19 protein-coding genes are annotated in these 22729 nt (G+C 53.6%); 16 read left to right on the forward strand and 3 right to left on the reverse strand.

Translation table 11 applies throughout. The features are described 5' to 3' along the window. The first annotated feature begins 25 nt into the window (after positions 1–25). The 8 genes from AC4ED1_RS01215 to AC4ED1_RS01250 all read left to right on the forward strand — a co-directional run bounded on the left by AC4ED1_RS01215 (position 26) and on the right by AC4ED1_RS01250 (position 9511). A complete protein-coding gene (locus tag AC4ED1_RS01215; RefSeq protein WP_490935577.1) occupies positions 26–1063 on the forward strand; it encodes an aspartate-semialdehyde dehydrogenase in 1038 nt (345 codons plus the stop codon). A gap of 12 nt (positions 1064–1075) precedes the next feature. Beyond that, the gene (dapG, locus tag AC4ED1_RS01220) at positions 1076–2290 is read left to right on the forward strand and encodes an aspartate kinase (RefSeq protein WP_490935578.1); all 1215 of its coding nucleotides are present in this window, start codon (positions 1076–1078) and stop codon (positions 2288–2290) included. 35 nt (positions 2291–2325) lie between these two features. Next, the gene (gene dapA / locus AC4ED1_RS01225) at positions 2326–3204 is read left to right on the forward strand and encodes a 4-hydroxy-tetrahydrodipicolinate synthase (RefSeq protein WP_490935579.1); all 879 of its coding nucleotides are present in this window, start codon (positions 2326–2328) and stop codon (positions 3202–3204) included. A gap of 254 nt (positions 3205–3458) precedes the next feature. Next, positions 3459–5126, forward strand: coding sequence for a ribonuclease J (locus AC4ED1_RS01230; RefSeq protein ID WP_490935580.1), 1668 nt, complete (start codon positions 3459–3461; stop codon positions 5124–5126). A 136-nt stretch (positions 5127–5262) separates the two neighbouring features. Next, positions 5263–6042 carry a ClpP family protease gene (locus AC4ED1_RS01235; protein ID WP_490935778.1) on the forward strand — a complete coding sequence of 260 codons (780 nt, stop codon included), beginning with the start codon at positions 5263–5265 and terminating at the stop codon, positions 6040–6042. Continuing rightward, the gene (locus tag AC4ED1_RS01240; RefSeq protein WP_490935581.1) at positions 6042–6269 is read left to right on the forward strand and encodes a YlzJ-like family protein; all 228 of its coding nucleotides are present in this window, start codon (positions 6042–6044) and stop codon (positions 6267–6269) included. The genes AC4ED1_RS01235 and AC4ED1_RS01240 overlap by 1 nt, the downstream gene beginning before the upstream one ends. Positions 6270–6437: 168 nt before the next feature. Further along, the gene (locus tag AC4ED1_RS01245; protein ID WP_490935582.1) at positions 6438–8822 is read left to right on the forward strand and encodes an FtsK/SpoIIIE family DNA translocase; all 2385 of its coding nucleotides are present in this window, start codon (positions 6438–6440) and stop codon (positions 8820–8822) included. Between the two features lie 95 nt (positions 8823–8917). Further along, positions 8918–9511 (forward strand): MgtC/SapB family protein, encoded by a 594-nt coding sequence (locus AC4ED1_RS01250; protein WP_490935583.1) that lies wholly within the window; start codon positions 8918–8920, stop codon positions 9509–9511. Between the two features lie 69 nt (positions 9512–9580). Here AC4ED1_RS01250 and AC4ED1_RS01255 read toward each other — a convergent pair whose 3' ends face one another. Then, entirely contained in the window at positions 9581–9919 is a 339-nt protein-coding gene (locus AC4ED1_RS01255; protein ID WP_490935584.1) for a hypothetical protein, read from the reverse strand. Positions 9920–10480: 561 nt separating this feature from the next. Between AC4ED1_RS01255 and AC4ED1_RS01260 the strand changes: the two genes are divergently transcribed. The 4 genes from AC4ED1_RS01260 to AC4ED1_RS01275 all read left to right on the forward strand — a co-directional run bounded on the left by AC4ED1_RS01260 (position 10481) and on the right by AC4ED1_RS01275 (position 17116). Continuing rightward, a complete protein-coding gene (locus AC4ED1_RS01260; RefSeq protein WP_490935585.1) occupies positions 10481–15058 on the forward strand; it encodes a glutamate synthase-related protein in 4578 nt (1525 codons plus the stop codon). 153 nt (positions 15059–15211) lie between these two features. Next, entirely contained in the window at positions 15212–15883 is a 672-nt protein-coding gene (gene nth / locus AC4ED1_RS01265) for an endonuclease III (RefSeq protein WP_490935586.1), read from the forward strand. 76 nt (positions 15884–15959) lie between these two features. Further along, positions 15960–16334, forward strand: a complete 375-nt coding sequence (locus AC4ED1_RS01270) for a Lin0512 family protein (RefSeq protein WP_490935587.1) — start codon at positions 15960–15962, stop codon at positions 16332–16334. Next, positions 16331–17116 (forward strand): SDR family NAD(P)-dependent oxidoreductase, encoded by a 786-nt coding sequence (locus AC4ED1_RS01275; RefSeq protein ID WP_490935588.1) that lies wholly within the window; start codon positions 16331–16333, stop codon positions 17114–17116. Before AC4ED1_RS01270 ends, AC4ED1_RS01275 begins: the two co-directional genes overlap by 4 nt. A 3-nt stretch (positions 17117–17119) precedes the next feature. Here AC4ED1_RS01275 and AC4ED1_RS01280 read toward each other — a convergent pair whose 3' ends face one another. Then, positions 17120–17722, reverse strand: a complete 603-nt coding sequence (locus AC4ED1_RS01280) for a DsbA family oxidoreductase (RefSeq protein ID WP_490935589.1) — start codon at positions 17720–17722, stop codon at positions 17120–17122. Between the two features lie 102 nt (positions 17723–17824). Between AC4ED1_RS01280 and AC4ED1_RS01285 the strand changes: the two genes are divergently transcribed. From AC4ED1_RS01285 to folE, 3 genes are all read left to right on the forward strand, one after another. Then, a complete protein-coding gene (locus tag AC4ED1_RS01285) occupies positions 17825–18022 on the forward strand; it encodes a cold shock domain-containing protein (protein ID WP_490935590.1) in 198 nt (65 codons plus the stop codon). A 312-nt stretch (positions 18023–18334) separates the two neighbouring features. Next, complete coding sequence (locus tag AC4ED1_RS01290; RefSeq protein ID WP_490935591.1) at positions 18335–20806, forward strand: transglycosylase domain-containing protein; 2472 nt, start codon at positions 18335–18337, stop codon at positions 20804–20806. 115 nt (positions 20807–20921) lie between these two features. Then, the gene (gene folE, locus AC4ED1_RS01295) at positions 20922–21491 is read left to right on the forward strand and encodes a GTP cyclohydrolase I FolE (protein ID WP_490935592.1); all 570 of its coding nucleotides are present in this window, start codon (positions 20922–20924) and stop codon (positions 21489–21491) included. A 5-nt stretch (positions 21492–21496) separates the two neighbouring features. On the opposite strand, the gene AC4ED1_RS01300 is transcribed toward folE, so the two are convergent. Beyond that, entirely contained in the window at positions 21497–22183 is a 687-nt protein-coding gene (locus AC4ED1_RS01300; RefSeq protein WP_490935593.1) for a metallophosphoesterase, read from the reverse strand. 67 nt (positions 22184–22250) lie between these two features. Here AC4ED1_RS01300 and AC4ED1_RS01305 point away from each other — a divergent pair, with 67 nt between their 5' ends. Then, positions 22251–22715 carry a SprT family protein gene (locus tag AC4ED1_RS01305; protein WP_490935594.1) on the forward strand — a complete coding sequence of 155 codons (465 nt, stop codon included), beginning with the start codon at positions 22251–22253 and terminating at the stop codon, positions 22713–22715. The last annotated feature ends 14 nt before the right edge of the window (positions 22716–22729 follow it).

A 22729-nucleotide genomic window follows, 5' to 3' on the forward strand; every position in this document is an offset into this window, starting at 1 on the left:
TGAATTGGGTAAGGAGCTGCTTACGATGGAGAGGAAAAAGCTTTACAATGTGGCAGTGGTTGGGGCTACAGGCGCGGTTGGACAAAAGATGCTGGAGACGCTGGAAAAACGCAATTTTCCGGTCGGAGAACTGCGACCTCTGGCATCGGCCAGATCTGCGGGGCGACAGGTGACCTTCAAAGACAAAACATACACCGTTCAAGAAGCGACTCCGGAAGCTTTTACCGGGATTGACTTTGCCCTCTTTTCCGCCGGCGGTTCGATTTCCGAAAAACTGGCACCCGCGGCGGTGGAACGGGGAGCGGTGGTGATCGACAACACCAGCGCCTTCCGGATGATCCCGGAAGTTCCTCTCGTGGTACCTGAAGTCAACGCCCATACCATTTCGCAGCACAGAGGCATCATCGCCAACCCGAACTGTTCCACCATCCAGATGGTGGTCGCTTTAAAACCGATTTATGACGCATACGGGATCGAGCGAATCGTTGTTTCCACCTACCAGGCGGTTTCCGGTTCCGGCCAGGCGGCAATCGACGAATTGCGGGAGCAAACGCGGGCGGTTCTCGCCGGCGAACCGGCGAACCCGAAGGTGTTGCCGGTGAAATCTCTGCCGAAATATCATCAAATCGCATTTAACGCAATCCCTCAGATCGACGTGTTTGAGGAAAACGGTTTTTCCCGCGAAGAGATGAAGATGGTCAACGAAACCCGCAAAATTTTCGGCGACGATTCGATTCAGATCACTCCGACTTGCGTCCGGATTCCCGTGTTTTTTGGCCATTCCGAGGCGGTGTACGTGGAAACGCGCAAGCCCTTCGACCTTTCGGAGGTGCGTTTGCTGCTGGAATCCGCTCCGGGCGTCAAAGTGGTCGACAATTTGAAAGAACAGGAGTATCCGATGGCAATCGATGCCGAAGGGGAGTACGACACGTATGTCGGACGGATTCGCCGCGATTTGTTCCATCCGCGCGGCCTGAACATGTGGATCGTTTCCGACAACGTCTTGAAAGGCGCCGCCTTAAACGCGGTGCAGATCGCTGAACATATGGTAAAATCAAAGTAAAGAAGGGTTTCCATGCGCATCATTGTTCAAAAATTCGGCGGGACCTCTGTGGCAACCCGAGAGAATCGAACGCTTGCGATGGAGCATGTAGAAGACTCGTTAAAAGCCGGCTATTCGGTGGTTGTGGTCGTTTCGGCGATGGGCAGGAAAGGCGAACCTTACGCGACCGACACGCTGCTGAGTTTGTTGGATCCGCAGGAAAAATGCGCGGCACGCGAACGCGATTTGCTGATGTCCTGCGGCGAACTGATTTCCGCCGTTGTCTTTTCCTCGATGCTGAGCGGCCGCGGATACGATAATTGCGTTTTAACGGGAGCGCAAGCGGGCATTCTGACCAATGACGAATTTTCAAATGCGCAAATTATCACGGTCAACCCGGCACGCATCGTACAGGAATTGGAACGAGGCAAGGTTGTGATTGTCGCTGGCTTCCAAGGCGCAACGGAAAACGGCGACATCACCACTTTGGGCCGCGGCGGCAGCGACACCACCGCGACGGCGCTGGGAGTTGCTTTAAACGCGGAAATCGTCGACATTTTTACCGATGTTGACGGCATTATGACGGCCGATCCCCGCATCGTAAGCGACGCCAAAAAACTGCGCACCGTGACCTATACGGAAATTTGCAACCTGGCTCATCAAGGCGCGAAAGTCATCCATCCGCGGTCGGTGGAAATCGCCATGCAGAAAAATATTCCCGTGCGTGTACGATCCACCCTGTCAAAAGATGAAGGCACGTTGATCGTCAGCCAGGCCGAAGCGGACCGGCTGGAATCCCGGGCAATGCGGGACCAGATTTTGACGGGGATCACGCAAACCGCGAACTTAACGCAGATCAAAGTCGCCTGTCCGCCGACCGGAGGCAATCAGTTGAAAGTATTCAAAGCGATGGCGGATAACGGCATTTCCGTCGATTTCATTTCCGTGACGCCTGCCGGTGTGGCCTTTACGGTTGCGAACGGGGACAGTGAAAAGGCGGCCCGGATTCTCAGGGAACTCGGCTTTCAGCCGGAACTGCTATCCGATTGTGCCAAAGTGTCCGCGGTGGGGGCCGGCATTGCGGGAGTGCCGGGCGTGATGGCCATGATTTTGGATGCGTTGACAGCCGAAGGCATCGAAATCCTCCAATCGGCAGACTCGCATACCACCATTTGGTGTCTGGTGCGGGAAGAAGACATGGCGAAAGCTGTGCGTGCCCTCCATAAAAAATTCAACCTGCACGCATAGTTGCTGCTACAGTATTTGTTTAGGTGGTGGACGTATTGGATTTTGGCAGAATCGTGACCGCCATGGTCACACCTTTCAACGATGACTTGCAAATTGATTACGGCCGGCTGGAGAAAATGGTGAACCACCTGTTGGACACGGGGACCACCTCCATCGTGGTGGCCGGTACGACGGGTGAATCTCCGACGCTCTCACACGAAGAAAAATTGCGGCTGTTCAAAAAAGTGGTGGAACTGGTGAACGGCAGGGGCAAGGTGATCGCCGGTACCGGAACCAACGATACGGCGGCATCCGTTCGTCTCTCCAAAGAGGCGGAACAGTGCGGGGTTGACGGGCTGCTTGTGGTCGCTCCCTACTACAACCGGCCTTCGCAGGAAGGTTTGTACCGACACTTCCAGGCAATCGCCGAAGCGACACCGCTCCCGAATATGCTTTACAACATTCCGGGGCGGAGTTCCGTCAACATCGAAGTGGAAACGCAATTGCGGCTGGCCGAGATTCCAAACATCGTCGCGATGAAAGAAGCGACGGGGGATTTCAATCAAGTCTTGAAACTGCTCGCCAACAAACCGGAAGGGTTTACGGTATATACAGGCGATGACAAAACGCTGCTTCCGTTTTTGGCGCTGGGCGGTTACGGAGTGGTGTCGGTCGCTTCCCATGTGGTGGGGTTGCAGATCAAACAGTTGATCGAATCGTTTGTCGCGGGGAATACGGGAAAAGCCGTGGAGTGGCATAACCGGTTGCTGCCGATTTTCGAAGCGTTGTTTTTGCTGCCGAGCCCCGCTCCCGTCAAAGCGGCCTTGGCATTAAAAGGCATTCCTGCCGGCGGAGTCCGTTTGCCGCTGGTGGAAGCGGACGAAAAAATGATCGGGATTCTGCGCGAACTGCTTGATCGGATTCCGGCAGAGTGACGCTGAAACATTCCGATATTTACCCGTTTGGCGGAAGTTGGCGGAATGAGTTTGAGCCTGCGCACAGGCTCTTTTTTTGCTTTCGTCACGGCCGTTGCAACTGTGCATACTAGTGTCGAAAGAACCTTGTGTCAGCAACAGGGATTCATGTATAATGATGGCAAGTGACTGGTGCGGGTTTGGTGAACACGAACTGGGGCAAAGATCGAGGAAATGTACGAAACAAATTTACAACTGAACATGGAGGTGTGGTTTTGAGCAAGGCACATAACAAATTGTCGATCATCCCGTTGGGCGGAGTCGGAGAGATCGGCAAGAATATGACTGCTTATGTGTATGGCAACGACATCATCGTGATTGATGCGGGACTCAAGTTTCCGGAAGAGGAAATGCTCGGCATCGACATTGTCATTCCTGATATCACGTACTTGATTGAGAATAAGGGAAAGGTCCGGGGAGTTTTCCTGACGCATGGCCACGAAGACCATATTGGAGGACTCCCTTATTTTTTAAAAAACATCAATGTTCCGGTTTATGGAACAAAGCTTACGCTGGGACTGGTGGAAGGGAAGCTGCGGGAGCACGGTTTGCTGGAAACGACCAAACTCAACGTGATTACCAACCGAAGCGTGATCCGATTGGGAGAGTTTTCAGTCAGCGTTTTTAACAATAATCACAGCATTCCGGACACGGTCGGTTTTGCGGTCGATACGCCGGAAGGCGTGATCGTTCATACGGGCGATTTCAAGTTCGATCATACGCCGGTAGACGGACGCCCCGCCGATTTTTTCAAACTTGCGGAACTCGGGGAAAAAGGGGTGCTTGCGTTGTTGTCCGACAGCACCAACGCCGAGCGTCCCGGATACACGATGTCGGAACGCGTGGTGGGGCAGACGATTCACGATTGTTTTGCCACGGCTGAACGGCGCATCATCATTGCGACTTTCGCTTCCAATCTGCATCGGATTCAGCAAATTGTCGACGCTGCCGAGAAATTCGGCAGAAAGCTTGCCGTTGTCGGCCGCAGCATGGTCAACAACATCACGATTGCCCACGATCTTGGATACTTGCGAATCAAACCGGGAACGCTTGTCGATCTGGACGAAGTGAACAAGCTGCCTGCAGACCGGATCGCGATTCTTTCCACCGGCAGCCAAGGGGAACCGATGTCCGCCCTGACCCGGATGGCGCGTGCAACGCACCGCAAAGTGGAAGTCATGCCGGGGGATACTGTCATCATTGCATCTTCCCCGATTCCAGGCAACGAAAAATTCATTTCCCGTACAATTGATCAATTGTTCCGGATTGGCGCCAACGTCATTTACCAGTCTGTCTCCGGCATCCATGTGTCAGGTCACGGCAGCCAGGAAGAGCTCAAGCTGATGCTGAACCTGATCCGCCCCAAATATTTCATTCCGGTTCACGGCGAATACCGCATGTTAAAGCGGCATGCCGAGCTGGCTGTCGCGACCGGTGTCAACCCTGACAACATTTTTATCCTCGATATTGGGGATTCGGTTGAGTTTCAAGGCGGAAAAGGGCGTTTGGGTCCGAAATACACCGCCGGAACCGTTTTGATCGACGGCTTGGGGGTCGGGGATGTCGGCAATATCGTTTTGCGAGACCGGAAACTGCTTTCGCAAGACGGCATCCTTGTGGTGGTTGTCACCCTCTCGAAACAGGACGGCACGATTTTGTCCGGTCCCGATATTATTTCCCGCGGCTTTGTTTACGTGCGGGAATCGGAGGAACTGCTGGATGAAGCGAACAAAATCGTCATGCAGACGCTCAGCAAATTGGTGGCGGAAAACGTCAACGAGTGGTCTTCCTTAAAAAATGGCGTGAGAGACGCATTAGGGCGCTATCTGTATGAACAGACCCGCCGTCGGCCGATGATCCTGCCGATTATCATGGAAGTCTAGACTCGAATCAGACAAGCCTGATAGGGGAACTATCAGGCTTTTTTGCATGCGTTTGAGGCGTGTGAATCATACTAGACCCGAAACGTGTCGAAGGAGTGACAGTCGCATGCGCAATCAGAACCCGATGTTTCCGCGGATGGATACGCCGCCCGCACCGGAACCGCCGCTGGCTCCGATGCAGCCTGCAGCGCCCTCGCAACCCATACAGCCCACGCAACCGAAAGAGGGAAAAGCGGATCCCACCCTCGAAAATATCGAAAATCTGGGCCAAACCCGCGTGGTAACCAGCGACGAGACGAATATTTTTTGCATTACCGTAATCGGACAGGTGGAGGGTCATATCGTTTTGCCGCCGCAGAACAAAACAACGAAATACGAGCACATCATTCCGCAGCTGGTGGCAGCGGAACAAAGCGAAAAAATCGAAGGGGTGCTGATTATACTCAACACGGTGGGGGGAGACGTCGAGGCGGGCTTGGCGATTGCGGAGATGATCGCTTCCTTGTCGAAACCGACGGTATCCCTTGTCCTGGGCGGCGGCCATTCGATCGGCGTTCCGATCGCGGTGGCCTCCAACTATTCGTTTATCAGCGAAACGGCGACGATGACCATTCATCCGATCCGGTTGACGGGCTTGGTGATCGGGGTGTCTCAATCCTTTGAGTATCTTGAAAAAATGCAGGAGCGCGTGATCCGGTTCGTTACCAAACATTCCCGGATCAGCGAAAGCAAGTTTAGGGAACTGATGCTGAAAACGGGCGAACTGGCCCGCGACATCGGTACGACGGTTGTCGGCAAGGATGCGGTTGAATACGGTCTGATCGACGAGATCGGCGGGCTTGGACAAGCGATCAACAAGCTCAATCAGCTGATTGAGAAGCACCGGCAGAACAAAACAACGGGGGTTGTCCAATAATGTCAGTGCTGTGGACGGCGATTCCGCTGGAAACGGTTCTTGCAGGATATGATTCGATGCAGTTCAATTGGATCGAGAGTGAATACCGGGGGGTGAAAATGGTCGTCGAGCCTGCCGGACAGGGATATGGCAAAGTGGTGCGACTGTTGTCTCCAGACCCTTACGATTACCTGAAAGCCGAACTGGCTCCAGGTTCGCTGGTTCCGTTGTTTGGGCGGCCAAAATAATCCGAATCCCGTTGAAATGTTTTCGCTCTGCAGGAAAATAAAGTTTTGCGAAGAAAGAATTACTTAAGATGGATCGTACAAAGCACCCTCCGGGTGCTCTTTCTTTGCAAGGTATTGACCTTTCGTTCGCCTGGCAAAGGCGGAGTTTCTTGATTGGGAGAGAGAAACATGGGGAAGCAAAAAAGCCGGACAGCTCGCGTGAAAGAAACGATCAAACACGAAATTGCCGGACTGTTCCTGTTGGCTGTCGCCGGTCTGGCGCTGGCCGGAATGGGACGGGTCGGAAAAGGGATCGCATACCTGTTCATGTGGACAGCCGGCGATTGGCACTGGATGATCGGTGTGTACTTAACCGGCGCCGCTTTGTACATGATGGTCAAACGGCAACTGCCGCGCGGATCTTTCCGGCTGACGGGATTTTTTCTGTTGCTGGTGGTGCTGCTTACTTGGAGCCATTTGAACCTCTACACGTCTTTGAAGTCCTATTCCGCGTCCGAACCGGATATATTTAAAATAACGACCGAACGAATCCGAACCCTGCATGACGCTTTTGCGGGCACGGTTACCGGATCGACCGCTCCAGCCCCGAGGAGTGCGGGCGGCGGATTGGTCGGGTACCTGGTTTTCACGATCATGCGCAAATTGTTCGATTCGGCCGGAACTTTGTTTGTTCTGACGATCGCCGGAGCGATTTCCCTGATTTTGATCACCGGCAAATCGATGGTGGCGGTGTTGGGCAAAATCCCTCGGGCGATGGCCTTCCGGCTCGGCAAAATCGGGTCAGAAATGAAAGAAGCCTGGAAACTTTTGAAACGGGACGCATCCGAAACGGAGACGAACCGGAAAGCCAACGCCAGGAAAACGGTTACCGCCGTTGAACGGACAGTTGCCGCAACGGCGGAGGCGGAGCCGGATGCGCAAACGGTTTTGAAAATCAAAGATTTCGCCGACCAATGGATGGAGGAAAACACGCAAAATCAACAAAAGCGGCCGGCGGCAAGCGATTCGATTCCGGCGCAGATCACCGTCAGGTACAAAGAACGGCAGCTCCCGAAACTGCAAAAAGAACCGGTTCCCGATTACGAGACCACGGATCCGCTGGTGCTTGAAATGCAAACGCAAGACGGCAGTTACGAAATTCCGCCGTTGACGCTGCTGGAAGCTCCTTACGGGCCGAGAGTGGGCGGAGATCGCAGGGATTTGGAGGCCAATGCGCTGAAGCTGCAGGAAACCCTTGCAAGTTTTGGAGTGCAGGTGAAAGTCACGGAAGCCCACCGCGGCCCAACGGTAACCCGGTACGAAATCCAACCGGCGATTGGCGTCAAAGTGGCGCGAATCGTCAATCTGGCCGATGATCTGGCGTTGGCGCTTGCCGCCAGGGATATTCGGATTGAAGCGCCGATTCCTGGAAAATCGGCGGTCGGAATCGAAGTGCCCAACCGGGAAGTGGCGATCGTCACGCTGCGGGAAGTGATCGAATCCACCGAATTCCAGTCCGCCCCGTCAAAATTGTCGATCGCGTTGGGGAGGGATATTTCCGGTGTTCCGATCGTTGGCAACCTCGCGAAAATGCCGCATCTTTTGGTGGCGGGGGCAACCGGGTCCGGTAAATCGGTTTGCATCAACGGCATCATCACATCGATTTTGTACAAGGCCAAGCCGAGCGAAGTGAAATTTATCATGATTGACCCGAAAATGGTGGAACTGAACGTTTACAACGGCATTCCCCATTTGCTGGCGCCGGTGGTCACCGACCCGCGGCGAGCCGCTTACGCCCTGAAAAAAGTGGTGCAGGAAATGGAGCATCGCTATGAGCTGTTCGCGGAAGCAGGCACCCGCAACATCGAAGGGTACAACTCGATCATGCGGGAACGGACGCAACAGCCTTTGCCTTACATCGTTGTCATTATCGACGAACTGGCCGATTTGATGATGGTCGCTCCCGCTGACGTGGAAGATGCGATTTGCCGATTGGCCCAAATGGCGCGGGCTGCCGGCATACACCTGATCCTTGCGACGCAGCGTCCCTCGGTCGACGTCATCACCGGCGTCATCAAGGCGAACATCCCGTCCCGTATCGCGTTCGCCGTCTCTTCCCAGATGGATTCGCGAACGATTCTCGATATGGGAGGGGCGGAAAAATTGCTGGGCCGCGGCGACATGCTGTATTTGCCGGTGGGAGAATCCAAGCCCATCCGGCTGCAAGGTGCCTTTTTGTCGGAAACCGAGGTGGAACGGCTGGTCGCATACGCCAAAAATCAACAGTCTGCCGCCTACCATCTTGACCTGACGGCGCCGAAAGACGAAACAGCCGCGGATGATGCGGACCTGGACCCGCTTTTCTGGGAAGCGGTCAAACTCGTTGTCGAGTCGGAACAGGCGTCCGTCTCCATGATTCAACGGCGGCTGAAAGTCGGGTACTCCCGGGCCGCCCGGCTGATCGATCAGATGGAGGAACGGGGAATTGTGGGGCATTTTGAGGGATCCAAACCGCGGGAGGTCATCTTGACGAAGGAACAATGGGAAGCGATGCAACGCAATGGGCTGCCATAGAGTCCAGCGGCCGGCTGTTTCGCACAGGCAAAGGGAACAGGAATCCGTTGGTGCCGGACGAATAGTACGATAAAAAGAAAAAGGCGGGTCATGTGATGTTCACTCAATGGTTTCCCGAAACGTTGACAGACATTTTGCTCCGGCTGTTTTTGGCGTTCCTTGCCGGAGCGGTTATGGGACTGGAACGGGAACGCCGTTTCAAAGACTTGAACCATCAAAAAGGGGCAGGTTTTCGGACCTACACGCTGACGTGTTTCGGTTCCTGTCTTTTCGGCTTGGCCTCCATTTACGGATTTCCCGCGCTGGGATCGGCGTTTCAGGATACAGGCCGCATTGCGGCCCAAGTTGTTGCGGGTGTAGGCTTTCTGGGTGCCGGGGCCATCATTAAAAACGGTTCGCAGGTAAAAGGGCTGACGACGGCGGCCGGCATGTGGACGGCAAGCGCGATCGGCCTGATGTTGGCGGCGGGAATGTATATTCCTGCACTGGTGGCCGCATTGTTCGCCTATGTGATACTCGATTTTCACCATTTGTTTCCGCGTTTTTTCTCCGAGTGGAAAAACGTGCCGAAAAAAAACAACACGAGTGTTCTCGAATTGGAAGAACGCTATACACGGCGCACCCGCAGTCTCGGACAACCCGGTGTGCGGCACGGATACCGGCGGATTTCCCGCAAACCGCAGCGGTGAACACCATTTCTTTCATGCGCCGCAAGCTGAAAGCAAACACAAAAGAAGGCCCCTGTACGACGGGCCTTTTTATTCCTGTGTGATCCCTATAACATATGCGTGCGAATATCCGATTTCCATGCGGCGCGTCAACCGGTAGAGGGCGTAAATGACCGGTTCGTGACCGTGTTCTTTCAGGGTTTGAATGATCGTATAAGCGGTGAAAGGTTCTTCCAGAGCCGTTTCGAATTCCGGATCCTCGGCGAGCAGATCGATCCATCGGTCGTAATAATAATCGCCGAGACGCTTTTTGTAGGCCCGGCGGTACAAATCCTTGACGGTGAATGGCAATCGCAGAGCTTTCAGGTAAAAGTCCAACTGCAGGAACGCTTTGGCCACTTCTTTTTCGCTTTCGGAACCTGACATCATTTTTCAACACCTCTTCTATATTATCTGTTTGTCAGTTCCCGCCGGCAACCCAATGAGCCCCCGAAAAAGACTCATAATCCATCATATGCGCATTTGCGGGAGCATATACCTCCCGCATCCTCTGTGGCAACGTGTTCTGTTTCAATGTGCATACCGTTGTCTTCGCTCACGTTTTTCACAACGAGTCCAAAGCGGAGGGTCAAACAGAGGGGTAAACCGCCAATGGATTTGAAAAATGGATTAAATGGACTGATCCATTTTTGGCTTAAATAGTCCATTGATAGCGCTTTCATCAGGTTGATCTAAAACGCGCTAAAATATATGGATCAAAAAATCACAATTCCATCAAAATTATTGTATTGTATTATCATTCATTATGTTGTATAGTTTATTTAAACAGTGGAAGTGCACCTAGGGATCCGACCCTTACGGGACAGGACCGAGCGGGGCAAGCCAGAGCCATTCTGGCTACACCGTGGGGATAAAAGACCCGGCGGAGAGGTTCCCTGCGTTTTTGGCGCGGGGTCTTTTTTGTTTAGACAGACAGTGGGGGTGGAACCTGTGTGGAGAAATCGGAGAATCAGAGAAGAACACGATGCTTGCGGCATAGTATCCGTTATCGAGAAAAACGGAACGCCAACCCATGAAAACATCCAAAAAACGTTTGATGCGCTGATTCAAATGTCTCACCGTGCCGGCTTTGTCGAAGGTGAAGGAGATGGTTGCGGCATTCAGATGGACATCCCCCGCAAGCTGTGGGCGAAAAATCTGGTTCGTCAGGACTTGCCGGCGAACCTGGCGGAACAGCCGGGATTTGTTGTCGGGCATTTCTTTCTTTTGAAGGAAGAAAAGCACAACAGTGAGCTTTGGGTGCAAAAATTGCGTGAATTTTGCGAGGAGGCGGGACTTGCCGTTCTTCTTTGGACGGAAGGAAACGTCAATTCGGATGTCCTTGGCCCGCAGGGACGGGCGGATGAGCCTTTGTTTGTCCAGTTTGCGCTGTACCATAAAGAAAAATCCGGCCGGGAACTGGAGAGCCTGTTGTTTGAACTGCAGTGCAAAGTGGAGGCGGAATTGCCGTTCCATGTCGTTTCGCTGAGTTCCCATATCACAATTTATAAAGTGCGGGGTTCGGCCAACATCTTGCCGGAATATTACCCGGATCTGCAAAACAAGGACTGCCGTTCGGCGATCAGCATCGGCCATAACCGGTATTCGACCAATACGACGACGGTGTTTGAACGCGTTCAGCCGTTCTCGATACTGGGGCATAACGGGGAAATCAACACGATTCAAAAACTGCGCGAAGAAGCGGAAATGCTTGGCATTCAACTGGTTGACGGCGGCAGTGATTCCCAGGATATGAACCGCACGATCGAAGGGATGATCCACAAATACGGGATCGGTTTCTTCGAGGCGCTGGAGATGATTTTTCCGCCGATCCTCAACGAAATCAAAAAATTTTCAAAAGATCTGCAGGATTTGTATATGTTTTTCCGTTCGGCATGGGGGCCCTTCGCGCAAGGACCTGCCGGGATCGTCTCCCGTTACGGGGATGAATGTCTCTATTCGGTTGACGCGCTGGGGCTTCGTCCGCTGTGGATGGTGGAAACGGAAACATCACTTTACTTCTCTTCCGAGCAGGGAGTCGTTTCGGTCACCGATATGGTCGACGATCCGAAATCGATCGCGCCGGGGGAAAAAGTGGGAGTGCGGATTGACCGGGCGGGCCGCACGGTTACTGTGATTCCTTATCACGAGCTGCAGCAAATCGTCCTTGCATCGGCCAAACAGCGCTACCAGTTCAAGGATTTCGGAAAGGCGATCGGTTTTGGCACTCCCGCCTTGGAGTGGGGAGAAGGCGAATTTTTGTTGCCGATAAAGACCGGAGCGGGAGCGGACGATGCCGAAACCAGAGACCGCCTGCTGGCCGCTTTCGGTTGGGATGCGTCAGATCTCGAGTTGATTGAACAAGAAGCCAGCACCGGTGCGGAACCGATCCGCTCCCTGGGATTTGACGGTCCGTTGGCTGCTCTTTCCAGAGAGCGGCAAAACGTCGCCGATTACTTCAAGGAAACGGTGGCGGTGGTAACCAACCCGGCAATCGACCGCGAGCGGGAAATCGAACATTTCTCGACCCGCGTCGTGCTGGGTCCGCGTCCTTCCCTGCGCGGTCACGACCAACACGTAATCCGCCGCCTTGAGCTTCACACTCCTTTGCTGCTGGGCGGACACCGCAACGCGTCTCCTTTGGCGCTTGACGTATACCGGCCGATGGCGCACGAACTCGGAACTTACCTGTTCGAAGACTTGCTGCACCAGTTTAACGCGGGGCCGTACTCGATTTTTGTGATGGATGCGGCGTACCGGGAAGGGGAAACCGTCAAAACCGCCGTTGCAAGGCTCAGGTCGGAAGCGGTGGAAGCGGTTGTCGCAGGGGCGCACCTGCTGGTGATCGACGACCGGTTTGTCTTCCGTCACGGCAACGGATATATCGATCCGTCTCTGTTGGTGTCGGCAATTCATAACGCTTTGAAAGAATATCCGGTAGCTGCGGGTGCGGAGAATCTCCGCCGCCGCACGTCGATCGTTTTGCGTTCCGGCGCCGTGCGCAATTTGCACGACATTGTCGTTGCCATCGGATTGGGAGCGGACGCGGTCAATCCTTATATGATGTGGGAAATGGCAAGCTTAGTCGAATCGCATGCGGGAATCAAAAATCTGTACCAGGCGTTGCACAAAGGTCTGGAAAAAGTGATTTCCACACTGGGCATTCACGAGCTTCGCGGTTACGACCGGCTGTTCTCCTCCATCGGCATCCGGCCGGAGATTGCGGATGTATTGGGTACGAAAAACTTCTTCGGTTCCGAACGGGCCGGACTTGGTTGGAACGAACTGCAATCCGATTCGGAGGAACGCTTGCAAATCGCCAACGGTGAAGCTGCCGCCAAAGTGGCGAAAACGTTCCACTATTTCCCGCGGATTTGGAAATTGGCGGGCGACGTTGCGCAAGGTTTGAAGCCCTTCTCCGCCTTTGCCGACAAAATGGCCGAGTTGGAAGCTTCCAACCCGATTTCGCTGCGCCATCTGCTGGATCTCAAAATTGACGATGACACGCAGGTCGATCCTTCCGAAGTCGATATTACAATCGGCGAACACAGCCTGCCGTTCCTGATTGCTTCGATGTCGTTCGGATCCCAGAACGAGACGGCCTACCGTGCGTATGCGGAAGCGGCTTACCGGCTCAACATGATTTCCATGAACGGTGAAGGCGGAGAAATCAAAGATCTGATTGGAAAATACCCGAAACATCGGGGTATGCAGATTGCATCGGGGCGTTTTGGCGTAAACATCGAGCTTACAAATTCCTCCAATTTATTGGAGATTAAGATCGGTCAAGGCGCAAAGCCCGGCGAAGGTGGTCACTTGCCGAGCTCGAAGGTCACCCACAAGATCGCTGCAGCCCGTAATGCACAACCGGGAACGGACCTGATTTCGCCGTCGAACAACCACGACATTTATTCGATTGAAGATTTGGCGCAAATGATCGACGAGTTGAAGACGGCCAACCCGCAAGCGCGGGTGTCGGTAAAAGTGCCTGTGGTGCCGGGTATCGGGACGATTGCCGTAGGGATTGCCAAGGCAGGGGCGGATATCATTACATTGAGCGGATACGACGGCGGAACTGGAGCCGCTCGTGCCCACGCGCTGAAATATGTCGGCCTGCCGGTGGAGATTGGCGTGAAACTGGCCCATAAAGAGCTGGTGGAGTCCGGCCTCAGGGATAAAGTCGAGATCTGGGCGGACGGCGGCATCAAGACCGGGGCGGATGTGCTGAAGATGGTCCTGCTGGGAGCCAATCGCGTCGGTTTTGGAACGATGGCGATGGTGGCAATCGGCTGTATCAGCTGCCGTTCTTGCCACAAGGATACGTGTCCGGTCGGAATCGCCACTCAGATGGAATCGGTCGAAGAAGCGAAAGAGAAAGGCCTGAAAATGTTCAAACCGCGCGAATTCGATCTGGCTGTATCCAGCTTGGTCGGTTACTTCAACGGCGTCGGCGAACATTTGCGGCAGCTTACCGCAGCGCTTGGTGCGAAACGCTTGCAGGATCTGGTGGGAAGATCGGATTTGCTTGAACAGACTCGCGAATTGGATCGCGTAGACCTGTCTGACCTGTTGGCGCCTGTGCAAATGCAGACACCGGCTCTCAAAGGGGTTCCCGAACTGCGGCTGTCGTCGGTCGGCATCAATTCTCTGACCGAGCGATTGGCGATGGAAACGGTGATGGAAGTTGCGGCCGGTTCGGATTCCGTGATTCGTCACGCCGGTACAACCTCGGCGCATGATCGGGTCGTCGGCAGCTATCTGTCCGGGTCGGTCACCCGCGGTAAAAATCGGGGTGAAATCACGTCATTCAAGAAGGCAAAAGTCAATTTTGACAACGGATCTGTCGGTGGAAACGGTTTTGCCGCATATAACGCGACCGGAGTGCATATCCGGATTCAAGGCGGCGCTCAGGATGGCGTCGGAAAAACCTCTTACGGCGGCAAGATCATCGTTTTGAAAGGCAAGAACAAGTATGGCAAATTCGTCGATGGTTCCGTCGGAAAAGGGCTTGCATACGGTGCTCAGCGCGGATTGTTCCTTGTTCAGGGCAACGCCGATTCCAGAGCGGGCATCCGTTTGTCCGGCGCGGATATTGTAATTGGCGGTCAATTGAAAGAACCAATTGATGACTCCCTTGGAACGATTGGAGCGAGAGCGAATATTAAAGGATTCGCGTTTGAGTATATGACAAACGGCCGCGCTGTCGTGCTGGGTGACCCGGGTCCGTGGATTTGCTCCGGGATGACGGGCGGTGTCGTATACTTGCGTGTACAGCCCGAGATGGGGCTGGATGAAGGGGCGCTGCGCAGAAGAATTGCAAAAGGCGCCAAGGTGTCGCTTCTCAAACTGGATGTACAGGGCAAACGGGATATTGTGGAATTGCTTGGCACCTATGTCAAAGAACTGAGAAAAAGCGGGCAGGATGAGGAAGCCGATCAGGTGGAAGCTTTGCTGGAACAACCAGAACATCATTTTATGATGATCAAGCCGGGTGTCGATCAAACCGACCAAGACATCGCGACCGAATAATTCAGGAAAAGACGGTATAATGCCGTCTTTTTTCTTTGGCACGTCAAAATCGTTTGCGGACAGCCGCCATCAAACATCCGCATATGTACCGTACCGAACAAAATTGTAACCGGGTGATTGACAAAAAATCTTCCTTTGGGTCAAACTTACAGTATGAAAAAGACTGAGATCCCTATCCTGTTGCAACACCTGGAAAATCTGTATCCTGACGCAAGCTGCGAGCTCGTTCACCGCAATCCCTTCGAGCTGTTGATCGCGGTCATTTTGTCAGCGCAATCGACCGATAAGCTTGTCAATGAGATCACGCCGGATTTGTTTGCAAAGTATCCGACACCGGAAAGTTTCCTTTCATTGACACAGGAGGAACTGGCGAAAGAAATCCGCAAAATCGGCTTGTTTCGTTCGAAAGCCAGGCATATCCTTGAAACGTGCAGGATTTTAACTGAAAAATACGGAGGAGAGGTGCCAAGCGACTACGACGCTCTGGTGGCGCTGCCCGGAGTCGGGAGAAAAACGGCGAATGTCGTAATGAGTACGGCGTTTGGGGTACCTGCCATCGCAGTCGATACCCACGTCAACCGTCTCGCGCACAGGCTGGGGCTGACAAAAGCGGCGAATGTCCTTGCTACCGAAAAGGACCTGATGAAAAAGCTGCCCAAGGAAAAATGGACATTCGTCCACCATGCGCTGATTTGGCACGGACGAAGGGTATGCGCGTCCCGCAATCCGCAATGCCAGATTTGTCCGATGCAAGAAATCTGCGCATACTACAAGCGGCAGGACAAGAGGAAAAAGCGAAGGGCTGACAGGCGGAACCAGGCGTGACGCGGATAGGGCGATGTTTTTTGCTGAAACCGAGACATTTGCGAGACATTTGTTCGATTCGGGAGGCTGTACAGGTATGAAAGTCATGTTTGTTGAAATCGGCATGGGTGTGGATTTGCACGGGCAAGACATTACAGTCGCTTGTGTGCGGGCCGCACGAAACGCGATCCAGCACAATTCAATGCCAGGTCTCAGGGAACTGCTACCCGGCCAGGACATCAACAACATGAAAGTGCGCGTCAAACTGGGCGTGCCGGCTGATGCCGACAAGGTGGACATCGAGCGGGTCAAGGCCGTTTTCCCCTACGGCCATGTGTCGGTTGAAGTGGTTCCGGGCGGGCTGTTGTGTGCAAGCGGAGTCATTCTGCCCGACAAAGGGGACCGCACCGACCAGGTGTACGTCGTGAACGCGGCGGTTGAAGTCGGTTATGACAAAGGTGAATCAATATGAATGTCAGGGACAGGGTTGTCTTGATTACCGGAAGTTCCAGCGGCATCGGGCGGGAGGCGGCGCTTGCGTTCGCGGCGAAAGGATCCTTGCTGGCAGTAGCTGCCCGTTCGGACGATAAACTCCGGGAGGTGGCGGAAACGATTCAAAACAGCGGCGGAAAATGTTTGACCGTACCCGTTGACGTTGCCGATCCGGATTCCGTTACGGCCATGACGGAAAAGGTGTTGGATTGTTACGGGCGGATCGACGTACTGGTAAACAACGCCGGTTTCGGCATTTTTGCACCGGTTTTGGAAGCTGACATGCGGGACATCGAAGCGATGATGAACGTCAATTATTTCGGGACGGTCCGTTGTATCCAGGCAGTCGTTCCGCACATGGTACGGCAAAAATCGGGCTGTGTGGTCAACGTCGGCTCCATGGCCGGTTTTGTGGCGGCGCCGACGCACGGTGGGTACGCCGCCACAAAATTTGCCGTGATCGGATTGTCAGAGGCGTTGCGAGAAGAAGTGCGCGACTATGGGGTCAAAGTGTCAACCGTCAATCCGGGACCGGTGGATACCCCGTTTTTCGACCGGGCGGATCTGAACAAAATTCCGAAAATCGCCCAGCGTTTTATGCTAAAACCGGAACAGGTGGCACAAGCGATCGTGCGGGCCGTTGAGCAGGAAATCCCACAGGTGATGGTTCCCGGAAGCATCGCGCCGCTTCTGAAGTTTAAAGCGCTGATGCCCACAGCTTTCGCCCGTGGAGCCGGCAGATTTTACCGCAAACAGAAATAAAGCTCAAACCAGAAAAGATTTCCCTAGCTTGACAAAATTCCGAAATTGTTCCAATGTAGGCATGTCTTTAAAGTGGTGGATTTGAATTTCCACGCCATGAGCCTTGAAAGACGGGATCGTCCAGATTTTTTCCAGGGCGCTTCGCGCAAAATCTGCTGCAACCGCCTGCCGTCCTTCCCGTGTTGCCAGCGCCGCTCCGAATTGCTCCCGGTCGAGCCCCGTCTGACCCGCAATTTCGATTAACAGTTCGCGGTTTGATATGTCTTCGCCTTGTCCCCATTTGCGATGAAACACTTCCCGGCTGTATGCGAACCCGCACCCCATAAAAGATGCGATCTTGGTCGCCTCATGGGCGGCGCGGGTTCCCGTAGCGGGGGAATCAAAACGGATTGGCGCTCCGAGTTTTGCTGCCATTTCCGTTGCCATCCGCATGCCCGTTTCCCTGTAGCCTGCGGGTTTTGGGGGGACTTCGGCGCTGTCCGGCAGCTTCCAGGCGACCAATTCCACTTCGATTTGAAATTCTTGCAACAATTGATCAACCATCACGTGGCTAAGGTAACAATAAGGGCAATTGTAATCGTAAAAATAGGTTAACCGATGATCCATAAAGCAATCTTCCCCCGTAATCCGAATTTGACTTCGATTCTTGCAGTTGGTAGAATATTTGGTGTAGCATCTTATTTTTAATGTACCTTTAGGAGGTTTCCCATGCAAGGAAAAGTAAAATGGTTCAATGCTGAAAAAGGCTACGGTTTCATCGAGCGTGAAGACGGCGGCGACGTGTTTGTCCATTATTCGGCAATTCAGGCTGAAGGTTTCAAGACTCTCGAGGAGGGTCAACTCGTTTCTTTTGACATCGTTGAAGGGAACCGTGGACCGCAGGCTGCGAACGTGGTAAAACTGTAAACCGAAAACGATCGCTTACTTTCCTTGTATGGGTGGGTAAGTGAAAATGACAGCCCCGAATCGTTGCGATTCGGGGTTTTGATTTCCGGATGGAAACGATTTAAGAAAAACGGGGAGAGTGTAGCCGAAACGAGTCGTTATGATGCGGGACGTTTTTTCCGCGTTGCCGGTTGCCGGTTGTCAACAAAGCAAGAACGTGCTTAAATGAGAGAATACGGCGAAATATCGCGAGATTGAAGAAATATTGGGCGGTCCGGGGATTCGAAGGATGGGCCGGAATGCAGTAGAATGGCTGGGAGAGGTGAGACGGGAATGGGGAAAAAAGTTGTTCGCAGCATTGTCCTCGCTTTGATTTTCGCGGGAACAATCGTGCTGGGCGTCGGTTGTGCGATTGCGCTGCCCGCACTTGACCCTGCCAAGTTGGAAATGCCTGATACGGTTACCAAAATTTTCGATAAAGACGGAAAACTCGCCACCGAACTGCAGTTGGACAAAGGGCGTCCGGTGGACTACGACAATTTGAAACCATATGTCAAACAGGCGATTATCGCCACTGAAGACCGTCAATTTTATGAACATAACGGAATCAGTTACCGCTCGATTTTACGGGCCGTTTACAGGGATCTTCTTTCCGGCAGCAAAGCGGAGGGCGCCAGCACAATTACGCAGCAGCTGGCAAGGAATGCGTTTCTCGACCAAGACAAGACCTTCACTCGCAAGATCAAGGAAATTGCGCTGGCGGCCCAAATCGAACGGCAGTACACCAAAGACGACATTTTGGAAATGTACATGAACAAAGTGAATTTTCACCCGTCAGCTTTGGGAATCGAAGCGGCAGCCAAGATATATTTCAATCATTCCGCCACTCAGCTTACGTTGGGTGAGGCCGCTTTTCTCGCGGGATTGCCGCAAGCGCCGTCCTATTATTACAATAATCTGGACGAGGCCTTGAAACGGCGTGCGATCGTACTCGACAACATGGTGAAGGAAGGGTACATCACCCAGGAGGAAGCGGAAAGAGCCAAGCAGGAAAAAGTCACGGAAGACTACAAGAAAAGAGACCCGAGCAGCCTTAAATACCCGCATTACGTGGAATATGTTTTGCACGAAGCGGAACAACGGTACCAAATCCCGAGGGAGCAGGTCATACGGGGCGGCTTGCAGATTTATACCCATCTCGATGTCGATGCCCAGCAGGCCGTCGAGGCGCAATTTCAAAACGCGGCAAATTTTCCTCCCAATGCTCCTGACAATGTGCGTGTGGAGAGCGCGATGGTGCTTGTCGACCCGAAAAAAGGGGGAATCCGGGCTCTCGTGGGGGGCAGGGATCCGAATTCTTTCATGAACCTGAACCGCGCCTTCCAGATCAAACGGCAGCCCGGTTCCGCAATCAAGCCTTTGATCGCTTACGGGCCGGCGATCGACTTGGATCCCAAAACCTATAACCCGTCTACGCTGTTGAACGACAAAAAGGGAACATCCTTCGGCAATCCGCCCTATGCACCGCAGGACTGGGACGATCACAAGCAAATTCCCCGTGGCGATCAGGTGACGATGCGGGAGGCGATCAAATGGTCATTCAATATTCCGGCTGTTCAGGTCCTGCACGATATTGGAATTGATAAAGGGAAAAAATTTGCCGAAAAAGCCGGCATCCCGTTCCATAAAAACGATGTGGGATTGGGCATCGCCATCGGCGGGTTCGAAGAAGGGGTATCGCCGCTCAACATGGCAGACGCTTACCAAGCTTTTGACAATAAAGGGCAGCGTATCGAAGCGCATGCGATCCAGAAAATTATAACGGCATCCGGCAATGTGTTGGCGCAGGAAACGATGGCACCGGTTCAGGTGATGAACGAATCGACCGCCCATACGATTACATCTCTCCTGCAGGTTGTCGTCAGAGAAGGGACCGGTACGAAGGCTGTCATAGCCGGTCGCCAGGTAGCGGGAAAAACGGGCACCACGGAGTACGGAAATATGTTGGGGGCGAACCGGGACGCTTGGTTTGTCGGCTACACTCCGGAAATGGTGGCGGCCGTCTGGATGGGGTTTGACAAGCCGGACAATCAGCATGTTTTGAAGGATAGCAGGCAAATGACCGCCAGCAGTTACCCGGCCCAGCTTTTCAGCCGCGTGATGTCGCAGGCGCTCAAGAAATATCCTGCCGGTTCGTTTTCAGCGCTGCCGGCCGAAGAGAAGAAGGAAGAACCGCAAACGATTCAGCTCACCGGCGAATGGAACGGGAAAAGCGTCATGTTGAGCTGGAACAAGTTAAAAGAAGACGCTGTGTATTATGTGTTCCGGGTGGAAAATATCGAACATCCGGAAGCGGGATTGCCGCTTTTTGAAACGAAGGACGCTACAGTTTTTGTCGATACGGACGTGCAGCCAGGGAAAACCTATTACTACGCAATCAGTGCCGTAGACCCGAACAACAAGTCGAAACAGCTGGCGGAGTCCAACAAAATCGCGGTCAAGACCGAGAAAAAACAGGACCAAAACGATAAGGAAAAACCCCTCGATCCTGTCAAACCCGGAACACCGGGAACCGGGACGGGCAGCGGACCCGGGGGAACACCGGGCGGAAATGCCTCGGGAGGAACTTCCGGTGGTACAGGGGTGACATCCGGCGGTACTCCGGGAGGAACCGGGGGAACACCGGGCGGTTCGGGCGGAGGAGGAACTTCTGGCGGCAACGGCGGCCCGCCCGCGGGCCAGACCGGCGGAAACTCCGGCGGCACGCTGGTCGTTCCCGGAACCGGCAACCCAACCGGCAGGTAGCAAGGATCCCCGATGCGAGTCGGGGGTCTTTCCTTCTTAGACAGTTTAGAATAATTATGATATAGTGATCTGGACAAATTGTTGAACGATGTCGCATCTGGTTGGAGGTATGAACATGTCATTTGATCAGGCCAAGCTGGAACAAGCCGTGCGCATGATCCTTGAAGCGATAGGGGAAGATCCGGACCGCGAAGGATTGTTGGACACCCCGAAACGGGTGGCCCGGATGTATGAAGAAGTGTTCTCTGGTTTACATAAAGATCCGGCAGACGAATTAAGCGCGATTTTTGACGAATTGCACGAGGAAGTCGTATTGGTGCGGGACATTCAGTTTTATTCGATGTGTGAACATCATCTCGTCCCATTTTTTGGGAAAGCGCATGTCGCATATTTGCCAAGAAACGGCCGTGTCACAGGACTCAGCAAACTGGCACGCCTGGTGGAAACCGTCGCGAGACGGCCGCAATTGCAGGAACGGATCACCACCACCGTTGCGGATACTCTGATGAACAAGCTGGAGGCTCACGGCGTTGTCGTGATGATCGAGGCGGAACATTTGTGCATGTCGATGCGGGGCGTCAACAAGCCCGGCAGTCGGACGATCACAACCGCCGTAAGGGGGATTTACCAGCGGGACAAGGACGCCCGGGAAGAAGTGTTGTCGCTGATCCGCCAATGCCAGTAAGACCTTTAGCGGATTTGGAGCGGTTTGAAATCCAGAAAATCGCATGCCGCGAGATGGAAGCGAATCCCGAAGCGTTCGCCGAGCAATGCGTTACGGTGCCCATTGCCGTGCAGATGGCCGTAAATGCAGACAGACACTTCGTACTGTCGCATTACGTCGATGAATCCGGAGGCTTGATGTTTTTCGTTGGTCGGTGGATAATGCAGCATGACCCACCGTTCTTTCGCATGGGGGTCGGCGCTTTTCAACGAAAGTTCAAGGCGGGCCACTTCCCGTTCATAAACGAGCCGATCGTGGTCATCAAAATCGTGGCCGCCCGGGCAATTCCAGCCCCGCGTTCCACAGACCGCAATGTCACCGATGCGGATGGAATCATTTTGCAGGGCATGCATCGTTGGCGGCAGAATCTTGCGGACTTTTGAGATGGTGGACCACCAGTAATCGTGATTGCCGCGAATGATGACTTTTCTTCCCGGCAGTTGTCCGAGAAATTCCAAATCCTGTTTGACTTCGTCAAGGCGCATCGCCCATGAAATGTCCCCGGGAATCAGCACCCAGTCGTCAGGAGTGACCGTTTTGCTCCATTTTTCCCGGATTTTCGCGGGATGGTTGTCCCACCGGCTGCCAAAAACGCTCATCGGTTTGTCCACGGAAAATGACAAATGGGGGTCGCCCAAAGCAAAGATACGCAACTGTACACACCCTTTCATTTCCGATTGTACATGATTTTTTATTTTGAAAAAAGTAAGAGGATGCGGTATGACGGATCAAGAGCTGCAACATTTGGTGGAAACTGTGTCGTTGACCAGTTTCGGCAAACCGTTCCGCCATTCGGCCCGGTTCAATTCCCGCCTGCAAACCACGGGAGGGCGCTATCTTTTGGGATCCCACGAGATCGAAATCAACCCCCGACAGTTGCAAATCCACGGCATTGGCGAACTGATCGGGATCATCAAGCACGAACTTTGCCATTATCACCTGCATCTTGAGGGTAAAGGGTTCAGACACAAAGACGCGGATTTTAAGAATTTGTTGCAACAGGTGGGCGGGAGCCGGTACTGCAAAGACACGGGGGCGCGCCGGAATGCAACGTTCCGGTATGTTTACAAATGTGTCGCGTGCGAAATGCAATATCGGCGGAAGCGAAAAATCGATACACGAAGATATTGCTGCGGAGCATGCCGGGGACGCCTCAGATTGATCTCCCAAAACAGCCCGCCGTAGAAGGATTCTCCCGG

The sequence above is a fragment of the Effusibacillus sp. SKA8 genome (genome assembly GCF_058273125.1).

Bases quoted from the DNA above. Each gene is read 5' to 3' on its own strand.
- AC4ED1_RS01215 (WP_490935577.1), top strand. From the start codon at position 26: ATGGAGAGGAAAAAGCTTTACAATGTGGCAGTGGTTGGGGCTACAGGC.
- dapG (WP_490935578.1), top strand. From the start codon at position 1,076: ATGCGCATCATTGTTCAAAAATTCGGCGGGACCTCTGTGGCAACCCGA.
- AC4ED1_RS01235 (WP_490935778.1), top strand. From the start codon at position 5,263: ATGGATACGCCGCCCGCACCGGAACCGCCGCTGGCTCCGATGCAGCCT.
- AC4ED1_RS01240 (WP_490935581.1), top strand. From the start codon at position 6,042: ATGTCAGTGCTGTGGACGGCGATTCCGCTGGAAACGGTTCTTGCAGGA.
- AC4ED1_RS01245 (WP_490935582.1), top strand. From the start codon at position 6,438: ATGGGGAAGCAAAAAAGCCGGACAGCTCGCGTGAAAGAAACGATCAAA.
- AC4ED1_RS01250 (WP_490935583.1), top strand. From the start codon at position 8,918: ATGTTCACTCAATGGTTTCCCGAAACGTTGACAGACATTTTGCTCCGG.
- AC4ED1_RS01255 (WP_490935584.1), bottom strand. From the start codon at position 9,919: ATGATGTCAGGTTCCGAAAGCGAAAAAGAAGTGGCCAAAGCGTTCCTG.
- nth (WP_490935586.1), top strand. From the start codon at position 15,212: ATGAAAAAGACTGAGATCCCTATCCTGTTGCAACACCTGGAAAATCTG.
- AC4ED1_RS01270 (WP_490935587.1), top strand. From the start codon at position 15,960: ATGAAAGTCATGTTTGTTGAAATCGGCATGGGTGTGGATTTGCACGGG.
- AC4ED1_RS01275 (WP_490935588.1), top strand. From the start codon at position 16,331: ATGAATGTCAGGGACAGGGTTGTCTTGATTACCGGAAGTTCCAGCGGC.
- AC4ED1_RS01280 (WP_490935589.1), bottom strand. From the start codon at position 17,722: ATGGATCATCGGTTAACCTATTTTTACGATTACAATTGCCCTTATTGT.
- AC4ED1_RS01285 (WP_490935590.1), top strand. From the start codon at position 17,825: ATGCAAGGAAAAGTAAAATGGTTCAATGCTGAAAAAGGCTACGGTTTC.
- AC4ED1_RS01290 (WP_490935591.1), top strand. From the start codon at position 18,335: ATGGGGAAAAAAGTTGTTCGCAGCATTGTCCTCGCTTTGATTTTCGCG.
- folE (WP_490935592.1), top strand. From the start codon at position 20,922: ATGTCATTTGATCAGGCCAAGCTGGAACAAGCCGTGCGCATGATCCTT.
- AC4ED1_RS01305 (WP_490935594.1), top strand. From the start codon at position 22,251: ATGACGGATCAAGAGCTGCAACATTTGGTGGAAACTGTGTCGTTGACC.